The organism is Streptomyces thermodiastaticus, from assembly GCF_014656135.1.
GTDB lineage: Bacteria > Actinomycetota > Actinomycetes > Streptomycetales > Streptomycetaceae > Streptomyces > Streptomyces thermodiastaticus.
The window spans coordinates 1-14131 of sequence record NZ_BNBV01000054.1; the positions used below are offsets into that span (position 1 = coordinate 1).

At 72.7% G+C, this 14131-nt stretch carries 9 protein-coding genes and 1 pseudogene; 9 read left to right on the forward strand and 1 reads right to left on the reverse strand.

The annotated features are described in order from the left end of the window. The first annotated feature begins 5 nt into the window (after positions 1-5). The 5 genes from IE286_RS26575 to IE286_RS27530 all read left to right on the forward strand — a co-directional run bounded on the left by IE286_RS26575 (position 6) and on the right by IE286_RS27530 (position 7521). Complete coding sequence (locus IE286_RS26575; protein ID WP_373312733.1) at positions 6-2342, forward strand: type IV secretory system conjugative DNA transfer family protein; 2337 nt, start codon at positions 6-8, stop codon at positions 2340-2342. Between the two features lie 179 nt (positions 2343-2521). Continuing rightward, on the forward strand, positions 2522-4201 hold the full coding sequence (locus IE286_RS26580) for a PucR family transcriptional regulator (RefSeq protein ID WP_189799311.1): 1680 nt from the start codon (positions 2522-2524) through the stop codon (positions 4199-4201). 175 nt (positions 4202-4376) lie between these two features. Continuing rightward, entirely contained in the window at positions 4377-5822 is a 1446-nt protein-coding gene (locus IE286_RS26585) for an aldehyde dehydrogenase family protein (protein ID WP_189799312.1), read from the forward strand. A 314-nt stretch (positions 5823-6136) separates the two neighbouring features. Then, positions 6137-6742, forward strand: a complete 606-nt coding sequence (locus IE286_RS26590; protein ID WP_189799313.1) for a LuxR C-terminal-related transcriptional regulator — start codon at positions 6137-6139, stop codon at positions 6740-6742. 200 nt (positions 6743-6942) lie between these two features. Continuing rightward, a complete protein-coding gene (locus IE286_RS27530) occupies positions 6943-7521 on the forward strand; it encodes a hypothetical protein (RefSeq protein WP_229863802.1) in 579 nt (192 codons plus the stop codon). A 156-nt stretch (positions 7522-7677) separates the two neighbouring features. On the opposite strand, the gene IE286_RS26600 is transcribed toward IE286_RS27530, so the two are convergent. Then, positions 7678-8691, reverse strand: a complete 1014-nt coding sequence (locus IE286_RS26600) for a LacI family DNA-binding transcriptional regulator (protein ID WP_189799315.1) — start codon at positions 8689-8691, stop codon at positions 7678-7680. Between the two features lie 510 nt (positions 8692-9201). On the opposite strand from IE286_RS26600, the gene IE286_RS26605 reads away from it, so the two are divergent. The 4 genes and pseudogenes from IE286_RS26605 to IE286_RS26620 all read left to right on the forward strand — a co-directional run. Next, complete coding sequence (locus IE286_RS26605; RefSeq protein ID WP_189799316.1) at positions 9202-11142, forward strand: acyl-CoA dehydrogenase family protein; 1941 nt, start codon at positions 9202-9204, stop codon at positions 11140-11142. 138 nt (positions 11143-11280) lie between these two features. Further along, positions 11281-12540, forward strand: a complete 1260-nt coding sequence (gene dxr, locus IE286_RS26610; protein WP_189799317.1) for a 1-deoxy-D-xylulose-5-phosphate reductoisomerase — start codon at positions 11281-11283, stop codon at positions 12538-12540. Next, positions 12537-13841: a M50 family metallopeptidase gene (locus IE286_RS26615; protein ID WP_505014455.1), complete on the forward strand. Its 1305-nt coding sequence runs from the start codon at positions 12537-12539 to the stop codon at positions 13839-13841. The genes dxr and IE286_RS26615 overlap by 4 nt, the downstream gene beginning before the upstream one ends. 170 nt (positions 13842-14011) lie before the next feature. After that, a pseudogene (locus IE286_RS26620) lies at positions 14012-14131 on the forward strand (flavodoxin-dependent (E)-4-hydroxy-3-methylbut-2-enyl-diphosphate synthase); the annotation flags it as partial.

Consider the following 14131-nt stretch of genomic DNA (forward strand, 5'->3'; position numbering starts at 1 on the left):
AGCCGGTGCCGCCCCGCCCGGCGCACGCCCCGGGCACCCCGGCGCCGTCCGCGCCGTCGCAGCCGTCCTCGCCCGCCCCCCGGTCCGCCGTCGCCGACTGGCTGGACGCGCCCCGGCCCGAGGCCGCGCCCGGCATCTTCCGCCTCGGCCACCGGCCGCCCAAGGGCGACGGGGACGGCCCGGAGCGCCTGCCCTCCCTCACCGTGGTGGGACTGCTGATCCCGCTCGTCGTGGCGCTGCTGCTGTGGTCGCTGTGGCGGCGGGGAGCCGTGCCCTACCAGGGGGTGCTGCTGAAGCTGTTCACCCCCGACGACTGGTGGTGGGGCGGCACCCTGTCCCCGAAGGGCATGGAGGGCAGCGAGGCCCGGGTCGTCTACGACGGCGTGTTCTTCGCCGTCCTGGTCTGGGCCGTCGGCCGGCTCGGCAGCTGGCCGGACGTCGCCCGGCACGTCGTCGGCCGCCGCCCGCAGCCCGCCCGCGCCCTGCTGGCCGCCGTCGCCGCGCTCGGCGCGCTCGCCCTCGTCTTCCCCGGCGCCTTCGGGGCCGGCTGGGACCCGGTGCCGGTCGTCGACCCCCTGTTCTCCCTCATCGCGCTGATCTCCGGCGGCTACGGCCTGTTCGCCTCCCCGCTGTTCACCGACGCCCTCTACGCGCTGATCACCCTGCTGGTGGTGTGGCCCTTCGCCCGCCTCGGCGGCTGGCTGCCGTACCTCAAGGAGCTGGCCGCCCGCCGCAAGGCCGCCGCCGACCCCGCCGCCGCACCGCCCGCCCGGCTGCCCCGCTCCCAGTGGCCCGACCTGCGGGACGCCGGCCAGCACCAGGCCGCCGACGTGCTGACCGCAGAGGTCGCCGGCGGGCGGATGAACGACGTGGACTGCGCCCGCGTGCACCGGGCCTGGGACCGCGCCCGGCGCGAGGGCGGCCTGACCGGCTTCACCGACACCGTGCTGCGTGACGGCGGCGCCGCCTGGACACACCCCTCCGGCGCCCGCGACCTGCCCGCCCGGCAGGCCCGGCACGACCTGCTCCAGCAGCAGGTCCGGCTCGGCCGCTGGGTGCCGGCACAGCGCGCCCCGAAGGCCTACCACGACGCAGGCGCCGCCCTCGGCCCGGACACGCTGGGCACCTCGCTGCTGGTGGTCGGGCCGCCCGGCTCCGGCAAGACCCGGCACGTGATCCAGCCGGTCACCGAATTCCTCGCCCTGCAGGCCCTCACCGGCACCTGCGCACTCGTCGCCGTCGGCGCCGCCGGCACCCCGCTCGGCCGGCACGACGCCTACGACGTGGTGATCCGCGTCGGCGATCCGACCTCCCCGCACGACCTGGACCCGTACGCCGAGTGCGACGACCCCGACGAGGCCGCCGCCGTCCTGGCCGAGGCCCTGGCCGGGGACCTGGACGCCGTCGGCACCCAGCGCGCCGTCACCGCGCTCGCCCAGCTGCTCGGCCCCTACCGGGCGGTGCACGGGCACTTCCCGCCGCTGCCCGTGCTGCGGGAACTGCTGGAGGGCGACCCGGGCGCGCTGGCCGCGCTGCGGGCGGGCCTGGAGTCCGGCGAGCACGCCGTGATGCGCCGCGAACTGGACGCGCGGATGCGGCAGACCGGCACCGCCGGGGACGTCGGCCCGGTCCTCGCCGGCCGGCTCGCGCTGCTCGACCGCCCGGTCTTCGCCGGCTTCCTCGCCGCCGGCGACCGCGCCGACGGCAGGCCGTTCTCGCTGCGCGCCGTCGCCCACCATCCGCTGCGGGTCCGCATCGAGCTGCCCGAGCACGGCCACGAGGAGGCGGCCCGGCTGCTCACCCGGCTGGTGCTGGCCCAGTTCCACACCGTCGTCCGGGACACGCGCCGCCCGCACTTCGCCTGCCTGGTCCTCGACGACGCCACCGGATGCGTCACCCCCGAGTCGGTGCGCCGCATCCAGCGGCTGCGGGCGCGAAACGCCGGGGTCGTCCTCGCGCTGCGCACCATCGCGGACGTCCCGGAGGCGCTGCACGGGCCGCTGCTCGGCGCGGTCGGCTGCCGGATGGCCCTGTCCGGGGTGACCACCTGGGACGGCAGCCGGTTCGCCCACGCCTGGGGCACCGAATGGGTGGAGACCACGGAGGTCGCCAAGCACACCGTCTTCGCCGACCAGCCGATGACCCGGGCCATCCACGCCCTGCGCAAACTGGTCACCGGCAAGGCGGTCACCACCGACGCCGTCACCACCAAGCAGGTCGAGAGGGAACGCTGGTCCGCCTCCCAGCTGGCCCACGAGGTCCCACCCGGCCACGCGGTGCTGTCCCTGACCAGCGTGGACGGCGAGCACGCGCCGCCGCTGCTGGTCGACCTGCGCGGCTGAAGCGGCCGGACGGAGCCGGCGGCCGGCCGGCACCCCGGCCGGCGGCCGGTGTCCGGGGTGCGGCCGGCGGCGGCCCGGGCCCGCGGACCGGACAGTGAGGCAGAATCGAGACAGGCCGTTCCTACGCGACGGCCAACCGATCACCTCGATCGCCGGACCGTTGCACACCTGAAGGCAGCATGCCCCCGACCCTCGCCTCGCTCGTCCACCACTCGGCGCTCAAGCTCACCGTGCGCGCCGGGGCGGACCGCCTGGACACACCGGTGCGCTGGGCGCACGTCAGCGAGCTGGCCGACCCCGTGCCCTACATGGAGGGCGGGGAACTGCTGCTGATCACCGCGCTGAAACTGGACGCCGAGAACCCCGAGGCCATGCGCCGCTATGTGCGGCGGCTGGTCGAGGCGGGAGTCGTCGGACTGGGCTTCGCGGTCGGGGTGAACTACGACGAGGTCCCGGCCGCGCTCGTCACGGCCGCCGAGGAGGCGGGCCTGCCGCTGCTGGAGGTGCCCCGGCGCACCCCGTTCCTCGCCATCAGCAAGGCGGTGTCCGCGGCGATCGCCGCCGAACAGTACCGGGCGGTCACCGACGGTTTCGCCGCCCAGCGGGAGCTGACCCGCCAGGCCCTCACCGCCGGCCCCGAAGGGCTGCTGAGCGCGCTCGCGGCCCAGCTGGACGGCTGGGCCGCCCTCTACGACGCCTCCGGCACCGTCGTCGCCACCGCCCCGGAGTGGGCCGGCCGCAGGGCCGCCCGGCTCACCGCGGACGTCGAGCGGCTGCGCGAGCGGCCCGCGCCCGCCTCCGCGGTCGTCGGCGACCCCGGGACCGAGGACCGCGTCGAACTGCACGCCCTCGGCACCGGACGCCGCCCGCGCGCCGCGCTCGCCGTGGGCACCGCCGCCCCGCTCGGCACCGCCGAACGGTACGCCGTGCACTCGGCCGTCGCCCTGCTCACCCTCGTCACGGAACGCTCCCGCTCGCTGCACGCCGCCGAGCAGCGCATCGGCGCCGCCGTGCTGCGCATGCTGCTGGCCGGGCAGGTCGACCACGCCCGCGCCGTCGCCGGCGACCTGTACGGCGGCCTGCTCGACGCGCCCTTCAGGATCCTGGTCGCCGAGTCCGCCCCGGCGTCCGCGGCGGCCTCCGCGGCGCGGGCGCACACCGACGGGCACACCACCGCCGAACCCGCCGCCTCCGCACCCGCCGGCACAGCGGCCGCCGCCGGCCCCGTGGGCGACCCGCTCGCCGAGCTCGGAGAGGTCGCCGAGGCCGCGGCCGCACGGGCCGGCGAGGCGGTCCTCGTCGTCCCCGACGGCGGGCGTCTGGTGGTGGTCGCCGCGGACGGCGGAGCCGCGGTCACCGCATGCACCGAGCACGCCGCACAGCTGGAGACCGACCGGGCCGCGACCGCGTCGGAGCAGCGCACCGCCGACGGGGACGAGCTGATCGTGGGCCTGTCCGCACCGGCCGGGCCGATCGCCGCGGCCGCCGCCTACAAGCAGGCCGAGCAGGCCCTGTCGGTGGCCCGGCGGCGCGGCCGGGTACTCGTCGAGCACGAGCAGATGGCCTCCGGCTCGATCCTGCCGCTGCTCGCCGACGACGCCGTACGGGCGTTCGCGGACGGGCTGCTGCGGGCGCTGTACGAACACGACGCCACCGGCCGCGGCGACCTGGTGGCCTCGCTGCGGGCCTGGCTGTCCCGGCACGGCCAGTGGGACGCGGCCGCCGCCGACCTCGGCGTGCACCGGCACACCCTGCGCTACCGGATGCGGCGGGTCGAGGAGATCCTCCAGCGCTCGCTCGACGACCCGGACGTCCGCATGGAGCTGTGGCTGGCGCTGAAGGCCACGGCCGCGGACTGACCGGACGCCCGCCATCCGGGCCGGGCACACGCGTGTCCCCACCGCCGGTCGTACGACAAACAGGCGCACCCCCGTCCGGCACTGCTCCACCACGGACAAGCGCCGATCCGCCGCCCCCGCCCTACCGTTGACCGCGCAAGCACACACCCTCTAGCGGAAGGGCCGGGACTCGTACATGACTTCCACCCACGCCTTCTGGCTCGCCGGCCGCCAGGCCACCGGCGAGGACACCTTCGACGTCACCTCCCCGTGGGACGGCCGGCTGGTCGGGAAGGTCAGCGTGCCGACCGACGCCCAGGTCGAGGAGGCCGTGGCCGCCGCGCACGCCGTGCTGGACGAGTTCGCCGCCACCCCGGCCCATGTGCGCGCCGCCGCCCTGGACCACGTCGGCAAGCGGCTGGCCGAGCGCGCCGAGGAGATCGCCCAGCTGATCACCGCCGAGAACGGCAAGCCGGTCAAGTGGGCGCGCGGCGAGGTCGGACGTGCGGTGTCCGTGTTCCGCCTCGCCGCGGAGGAGGCACGCCGGTTCAACGGCGGCGAGGCCCAGCGCCTGGACACCGACCCGGGCGGCCAGGGTCGGCTCGCCGTCACCCGCCGCTTCCCCAAGGGTGTCGTCCTCGGCATCGCGCCGTTCAACTTCCCGCTGAACCTGTGCGCGCACAAGGTCGCCCCGGCCATCGCCGCCGGCGCCCCGATCATCCTCAAGCCGGCCCCGGCCACCCCGCTGTCCGCCCTGCTCCTCGGCGAGCTGCTCGCCGAGACGGACCTGCCGGCCGGTTCCTGGTCGGTGCTCACCGTCCCCAACGACCGGATGCCCGCCCTGGTGCAGGACGAGCGGCTGCCCGTCATCTCCTTCACCGGCTCCGACAAGGTCGGCTACGCCATCGAGGCGTCCGTGCCGCACAAGCACTGCACCCTGGAGCTGGGCGGCAACGCCGCCGCCGTCGTCCTCGCCGACTGGTCCTCCGACGAGGACCTGGACTGGGCGGCGAACCGCATCGCCACCTTCTCCAACTACCAGGCCGGCCAGTCCTGCATCTCCGTGCAGCGGGTGATCGCCGACGCCTCGGTCCACGACCGGCTGCTGCCGCGCATCGTGGCCGCCGTCGAGGCCCAGAACACCGGCGACCCGTCCGACCCGGCCACCGACGTCGGCCCGCTGGTCAGCGAGGACGCCGCCCGGCGCGTGGAGTCCTGGGTCGACGAGGCGGTGAACGCGGGCGCGAAGCTGCTCACCGGCGGCAAGCGGGACGGCGCCTCCTACGCGCCGACCGTCCTCACCGACGTCCCGGCCGGTGTCGCCCTCGCCACCGAGGAGGTCTTCGGCCCGGTCCTGACCGTGCAGAAGGTGAACGGCGAGGCGGAGGCGTTCGCCGCGGTCAACGACTCCAAGTTCGGCCTGCAGGCGGGCGTGTTCACGCACGACCTGCAGACCGCGTTCCGCGCCCACCGCGCCCTGGAGGTCGGCGGCGTCATCATCGGCGACGCCCCTTCCTACCGCGCCGACCAGATGCCCTACGGCGGTGTCAAGCAGTCCGGCGTGGGCCGCGAGGGCGTGCGCTCGGCCATGGAGGACTACACCTACGAGCGCGTCCTGGTCCTGACCGGCCTGGCTCTGTAGGGCCCTGCACAGCCGGTCCGACCGGTCGTGGACGGCGGCCCGGGTCCCCTCGCACGGGGACCCGGGCCGCCGCTGTTCCAGAGCGTTGCCGGACCAGGCAGCCCGTGGCTGCTTCTGCCGAGCGACGCGTCCCGCGCCATGATGGAACCAGAGGGGCACCGGCGTGGCCGGATCCCGGCGCCGCCCCCGGCCGGCTGGACTGAGGCGCACGGTGCCGGTGCCGAAGCGGTGGTGAACAGGTGATGCGGGGGCCGCTTCCGCATCATGGCCCGACCCCGGCAGGCGGCCGGCGCTCGGACTGCTAGGGAATCGCGATGGCGCAGATTGTGATCATCTCCGACTGTCCGCTCCTGAGGCGTGGCCTGAAGCAGGTCATCGACGAGGCTCCGGATCTGCGGAGCACCTTCGTCGAGCCGGCGGGGGAGTACGACGTGCGGCGCGCGGACGTCGCCGTCGTCAATCTCCACACGGGCATGCGGGATGTGCTCGGTCTCATCGCCCGGCTGGACAGACGCGGATGCGTGGTGCTCGTGCTGTCGCCTTCGGCGTCCCATGACGACCTGCTGCTGTCCATCGAAGCCGGGGCACGGGGATATGTGAGCCAGTCCGCGACCGAGAGCGAGTTGCTCACGGCACTGCGGACCCTCGTATCGGGGCGAAGCTACTTCTCCACCTCTTTCAACCATCACTGTCTCACCAAAAGCCGTGCCAATATCACGGCCCGGGAGCGGCAGATCATCGATCTGGTCGCCAGCGGCGCCACCGACCGTGAAATAGCGGTGCAGTTGAATATCAGTCAGCACACCGTCCATTCCCACCTCGACCGGCTGGCGAGCAAGACCGGTTACCGCCGACGCGTCGATCTGGCCCGCCTGGCGCTGCGGCAGGACGAGACCACCGGCATGCGTCCGGCGGGCTAGCTGTTCTCTCTGCGGAGGTTGGTGACAGCGCAGGTAGCGCAGGGGTAGTTCTGCCCACGCCGCAGGGTCGTTCTTCCTCTTGTCCGTGGGCGCCGCGACGCCCATGCTCAATGGTGGGTAACGGGTGAATTCTTTCACGCGTCATTCGACGAACTGAACAGCGCTCAGCGACGTAAGGCTGGATGGTCATGAGAAGAAGGATGTCGGCAGGTATCGCAGTGGCTGCGACCTCCTGCCTGGCGGCCGGAATGCTCGGCGTGACATCGGCGAGTGAAGCGAGTGCCGCACCGGTGGACAAGGTGCAGACAGCGCACGAGAAGCCGGCCAAGTGCTACAAGAAAAAGGGAAACGTCTTCGTCTGTTACAAGTACAAGGAAAAGCGCCGGGGTTCCAAAGTCATCTACGTGCCCATCATCGTGACCGTGCCGGCGCAACCCGGTGGTACAACACCGGGCGGTACAACACCTGGCGGTACGACTCCGGGCGGTACGACTCCGGGTGGCACGACTCCGGGTGGCACGACTCCGGGCGGTACGACTCCGGGTGGCACGACTCCGGGCGGTACGACTCCGGGCGGTACGACTCCGGGTGGCACGACTCCGGGCGGTACGACTCCGGGCGGTACGACTCCGGGTGGCACGACTCCGGGCGGTGCAGGCAAAATTGATCCCGGCAAGATAATTCCCGGCAAGCTTGATCCGGGAACTCTGGGTGATCGGGGCAATATCGGCGGGAAGATCGATCCAGGCAGCATCGGCAAGATCGATCTGAACAGCTGAGCCAGGTCCGGCTGACGGCGGTCAGGTCGAGGGCGGCAGGCCGGAGAAGGCGCTGCCGGCGGTGGCCGGCTGAACCCGCCCGCTCCCCCACCCGACAAACCGGCTCACGCCGGGTCCGCACCGTTCCCACCGCGGTTTCCCCGTGAGCCGGTGATGTCAGTGCGCCGCCGGAGCCACTCCGCTGCTGGCCCGCACCGTCAGCTCGGGCGCGATCAGCGCCACGTCGTGGTCCTCACGCCCGTCCAGCTTGGCCACCAGGTGCTCGACCGCGCCGCGGCCCATCTCCTGGGCGGGAACGGCGACCGAGGTCAGGCGAACCGAGGCCTGCACGGCGACCTGCTCGGGGCAGACCGCGACGACCGAGACGTCCTCCGGCACCGCGCGTCCCTGCTGACGCAGCAGGGCCAGCAGCGGTTCGACCGCCGACTCGTTCTGCACGACGAACCCCGTGGTGCGGGGGCGTTCGTCGAAGACGCGGGTGACGGTGGCCGCCACGGCGTCGTACCCGGCCGCGCAGGGCCGGTGCAGGACTCGCAGACCCAGCTCCCGGGCCCGTGAGCGCAGGCCGTCCAGGGTGCGTTCGGCGAAGCCGGTGTGCCGTTCGTAGACGGCGGGAGCCTCGCCGATGAAGGCGATGTCGCGGTGCCCGAGCCGCGCCAGATGCTCCGCGCACAGCGCGCCCGCCGCCGTCCAGTCCAGGTCCACGCAGGTAAGACCGGTGGTGTCGGAAGGCAGTCCGATCAGGACGCTGGGCCGGCTGGTATCGCGCAGCAGCGGCAGCCGTTCGTCGTCGAGCTGGACGTCCATGACGATCATCGCGTCGGCGAGGCCGCTGCCGGTGACCCGGCGGACTGCGTCGGGGCCCTCCTCGCCGGTGAGCAGCAGCACGTCGTAGCCGTGGATGCGGGCGGTGGTCGCCACGGCGATGGCGATCTCCATCATCACCGGCACGTACATGTCCGTGCGCAGGGGAATCATGAGGGCGATGATGTTGGACCTGCCACCCGCCAGCGCGCGGGCCCCCGCGTTGGGGTGGTAGCCCAGCTCCCGGATGGCGCGCTCCACCCGCTGCCGGGTGCCCGCGGAGATCGACCGCTTGCCGCTGAGCACGTAGCTCACCGTGCTCGCCGAGACTCCGGCGTGCCGAGCGACCTCGGCGAGGGTGATCATGTCGGCGTCCTCCAAGAGTGAAGCGCTTCGATCCAGAGAGATGATGCGCCTGGTAGAGCGCGGATCGCTCGACCGTAACCCCAGATCATCCGGACTGTCCAGCTGTCCGAAGCGCTTCGACACCGCACGGGTCCGACGTCCGGACGTCTCCCATCCTCCTCACCGCATCCTCTCCACCTCGCCGCGGCTGTGCCGCACCGTCTCGCCGTCCCCGCCGACGTGGGTCCGCTCCGGGCACACCTCACCCGTTCGGCCCCCTGCCGCACATGCTCCGGACCTGCCGCCGGGACAGGGCCGCCACCGGTGCTCACCGGCGGGTCGCGCGGGCGGGGACACCCAGGGGCCGCTGCGGCCGAGGTGGTGAGCCTGTACGGGATCGGGTACATACGAACCGGTAGGGCCGGTCGGTAACGTTTCGCCCCCACGAACCCCCGTATCCCCGTTCCCCCACGACCCCCGTTTCCTCGTTCACGAGATCCGTCGTGATCTCTCCCGCGGTGAGGTGACCCCATGTCCGCACCGACGACCAGCAAGCCCACCGTCACCGAGCGCGAAGCCCGTCAGGTGGCCGAGGCCGCCCGTGAGCAGGACTGGCGCAAACCGAGCTTCGCCAAGGAGCTGTTCCTGGGCCGCTTCCGGCTCGACCTCATCCACCCGCACCCGCTGCCGGCCGACGACGACGTGCAGCGCGGCGAGGAGTTCCTCGCCAAGCTGCGCGACTTCTGCGAGACCAAGGTCGACGCCGCCCGCATCGAACGCGACGCGCGGATACCCGACGAGGTCATCGCCGGCCTCAAGGAGATCGGCGCACTCGGCATGAAGATCGACACCAAGTACGGCGGTCTCGGCCTGACCCAGGTCTACTACAACAAGGCGCTCGCCCTGGTCGGGTCCGCCAGCCCCGCGATCGGCGCCCTGCTCTCCGCCCACCAGTCCATCGGGGTCCCGCAGCCGCTGAAGCTCTTCGGCACCGAGGAGCAGAAGGAGACCTTCCTGCCGCGCTGCGCCCGCACCGACATCTCGGCGTTCCTGCTGACCGAACCCGACGTCGGCTCCGACCCGGCCCGGCTGGCCACCACCGCCACACCCGACGGGGACGACTACATCCTCGACGGCGTGAAACTGTGGACGACCAACGGCGTGGTCGCCGACCTGCTCGTGGTCATGGCACGGGTGCCGACGTGCGAGGGGCACCGCGGCGGCATCACCGCCTTCGTCGTCGAGGCCGCCTCCGAGGGTGTCACCGTCGAGAACCGCAACGCCTTCATGGGCCTGCGCGGCCTCGAGAACGGCGTCACCCGTTTCCACCGGGTGCGGGTCCCGGCCTCCCACCGCATCGGCGAGGAGGGGCAGGGGCTGAAGATCGCCCTGACCACCCTCAACACCGGCCGGCTCTCGCTGCCCGCGATGTGCGCCGGGGCCGGCAAGTGGTGCCTGAAGATCGCCCGCGAGTGGTCCGCGGCCCGCGAGCAGTGGGGCAAGCCGATCGCGCACCACGAGGCGGTCGGCTCGAAGATCTCCTTCATCGCCGCCACCACCTTCGCCCTGGAGGCGATCCTGGAGCTGTCCTCGCAGATGGCCGACGAGGACCGCAACGACATCCGCATCGAGGCCGCCCTCGCCAAGCTGTACGGCTCGGAGATGGCCTGGAAGATGGCCGACGAGCTGGTCCAGATCCGCGGCGGCCGCGGCTACGAGACCGCCGCCTCCCTCGCCGCCCGCGGCGAACGCGCCGTCCCCGCCGAGCAGATCCTGCGCGACCTGCGCATCAACCGCATCTTCGAGGGCTCCACCGAGATCATGCACCTGCTCATCGCGCGCGAGGCGGTCGACGCCCACCTCTCCGTCGCCGGAGACCTCATCGACCCCGACACGTCCCTGCGGGACAAGGCGAAGGCCGGCGCCAACGCGGGTGTGTTCTACGCCAAGTGGCTGCCCAGGCTGGTCGTGGGCCCGGGTCGGCTGCCGAACTCCTACGCCGAGTTCCACCCGGCCGGCCACGTCGACCTCTCCTGCCACCTGCGGTACGTCGAGCGCCAGTCCCGCAAGCTCGCCCGCTGCACCTTCTACGCCATGTCCCGCTGGCAGGGCCGGATGGAGACCAAGCAGGGCTTCCTCGGGCGGGTGGTCGACATCGGGGCCGAGCTGTTCGCGATGAGCGCCGCCTGCGTGCGTGCCGAGCTGCTGCGCAGCCGCGGCGACCACGGCCGCGAGGCCTACCAGCTCGCCGACGCCTTCTGCCGCCAGGCCCGCATCCGGGTGGCCGAACTCTTCGACCGGCTGTGGACCAACACCGACGACCTCGACCGCACGGTCGTCAAGGGGGTCGTCGGCGGCGCCTACACCTGGCTGGAAGAAGGGATCATCGATCCCTCGGACGACGGGCCGTGGATCGCGGACGCCCGCCCGGGCCCCAGCGAGCGGGAGAACGTACGCCGCCCGATCCGGTAGGACCAGGGCGCATCCGGCCGGACGACGCCCGAGTCCAGCAGGCCGACGCGCGGGTGTGCGCCCCGGGTGGTGCGGGGCGTACACCTGGCTGTGGGATGCGCTGTCGGCGCACACCGGTGGTGCGGCCACAATGGGGGGATGACCGACAGTGCAGCCTCCCTCGCCGACCCGCACCTCGTCTTCGACCCCGCCACCGGGGACGGCCCCAAGGACGTGGTGATCCTCGGGTCCACCGGGTCCATCGGCACCCAGGCCGTCGACCTCGTCCTGCGCAACCCGGACCGCTTCCGGGTCACGGCGCTGTCCGCCAACGGCGGACGGGTCGATCTCCTCGCCGACCAGGCGCACCGGCTCGGCGTGCGGACCGTCGCCGTGGCGCGCGAGGAGGCCGTACCGGCCCTGCGGGAGGCGCTCGCGGCCCGCTACGAGGGCCGCCCCCTGCCGGAGATCGTCGCCGGACCCGACGCCTCCGCCGAGGTCGCGGCCTCCGAGTGCCACACCGTGCTCAACGGCATCACCGGCTCCATCGGGCTCGCCCCGACCCTCGCCGCGCTGGAGGCGGGCCGCACCCTCGCGCTCGCCAACAAGGAGTCGCTCATCGTCGGCGGCCCCCTGGTCACCGCGCTGGCCAAACCCGGCCAGATCATCCCGGTGGACTCCGAGCACGCCGCCCTCTTCCAGGCCCTGGCCGCCGGCACCCGTGAGGACGTGCGCAAGCTCGTCGTCACCGCCTCCGGCGGGCCGTTCCGCGGCCGCAGCAAGGCCGAGCTGGCGAACGTCACCGTCGAGGAGGCCCTCGCCCACCCCACCTGGGCGATGGGACCGGTGATCACCGTCAACTCCGCCACCCTCGTCAACAAGGGCCTGGAGGTCATCGAGGCACACCTGCTGTACGACATCCCCTTCGAGCGCATCGAGGTCGTCGTCCACCCCCAGTCCTACGTGCACTCGATGGTGGAATTCACCGACGGCTCCACCCTCGCCCAGGCAACCCCGCCCGACATGCGCGGGCCCATCGCCATCGGCCTGGGCTGGCCCGAGCGCGTCCCCGACGCCGCGCCCGCCTTCGACTGGAGCAAGGCCTCCACCTGGGAGTTCCACCCCCTCGACAATGAGGCGTTCCCCTCGGTGGACCTCGCCCGGCACGTGGGCCGCCTCGGCGGCACCGCCCCGGCCGTGTTCAACGCGGCCAACGAGGAATGTGTCGACGCCTTCCTGCGCGGTGCGCTGCCCTTCAACGGGATCATGGAGACCGTGACACGGGTGGTCGAGGAGCACGGCACACCCGCCGCGGGAACTACGCTGACCCTGCCGGACGTCCTCGAGGCGGAGAGCTGGGCGCGGACCCGGGCCCGGGAACTGACAGCGCAGACGGCCAGTACGGAGGCGCGTGCATGACACATCTGATGATGATCCTCGGCATAGTCGTCTTCGTGATCGGCCTGCTGTTCTCGATCGCGTGGCACGAGCTGGGACATCTCTCCACCGCCAAGCTCTTCGGCATCCGCGTGCCGCAGTACATGGTCGGTTTCGGCCCGACCCTGTGGTCGCGCAAGAAGGGCGAGACGGAGTACGGCATCAAGGCCATCCCGTTCGGTGGCTACATCCGCATGATCGGCATGTTCCCGCCCGGCGACGACGGCCGGATCACCGCCCGCTCCACCTCGCCCTGGCGCAGCATGATCGAGGACGCCCGCTCGGCGGCCTTCGAGGAGCTGCAGCCCGGCGACGAGAAGCGCCTGTTCTACACACGTGCGCCCTGGAAGCGGGTCATCGTGATGTTCGCGGGCCCGTTCATGAACCTCGTGCTGGCCGTCGCGCTGTTCCTCACCGTGCTGATGGGCTTCGGCATCTCCCAGCAGACCACCACCGTCAGCTCGGTCTCCCAGTGCGTCATCGCCCAGAGCGAGAACCGCGACACCTGCCGCAGCACCGACCCGCCCTCCCCGGCCGCCGCCGCGGGACTGAAGGCCGGTGACACGATCGTCTCCTTCGACGGTGTGCACACCGACGACTGGAACCGGCTGTCGGACCTCATCCGCGCCAACCCGGGCCGCGAGGTGCCGATCGTCGTCGAGCGCGACGGCCACGACCTCACCCTGCACGCGAAGATCGCCACCAACCAGGTCGCCAAGAAGGACTCCCACGGCCAGATCGTCGAGGGCCAGTACGTCACCGCCGGCTTCCTCGGCTTCAGCGCCGCCACCGGCATCGTCCGCCAGGACTTCGGCGAGTCCCTGACCTGGATGGGCGAGCGCGTCGGCGACGCCGTCGACTCCATCGCGAGCCTGCCCGCCAAGATCCCCGCGCTGTGGGAGGCGGCCTTCGACGGCGCCCCCCGCCAGCCCGACTCCCCGATGGGCGTGGTCGGCGCCGCCCGCGTCGGCGGCGAGATCTTCACCCTGGACATCCCCGCCACCCAGCAGCTGGCCATGGCGCTGATGCTGGTCGCCGGGTTCAACCTGTCCCTGTTCCTGTTCAACATGCTCCCGCTGCTCCCGCTGGACGGCGGCCACATCGCCGGCGCGCTGTGGGAGTCGCTGCGCCGTCACCTGGCCCGCGTGCTGCGCCGCCCGGACCCGGGCCCCTTCGACGTGGCCAAGCTGATGCCGGTGGCCTACGTGGTGGCGAGCGTGTTCATCTGCTTCACGATCCTCGTCCTCATCGCGGACGTGGTGAACCCGGTCCGGATCTCCTGACCACCCGTGCCGCGGGCAGGCGGCCGGCGCCCACGCGCCCGGCCTCCTGCCCGCGGCGCACATGCGGACGGGGTGTGCTGCCGGGCGGACGCGTGCCGTAATCTCGGATGCCGGGAGCCCGCCGCTGCACGGGCCCGGACCTTGAACCAGGACTTGGGGTTGCACAGCAGATGACTGCTATTTCACTCGGCATGCCGTCCGTTCCGACCAAGCTCGCCGAGCGGCGCAGGAGCCGGCAGATCCATGTCGGGCCGGTCGCGGTGGGCGGGGACGCACCGGTGTCGGTGCAG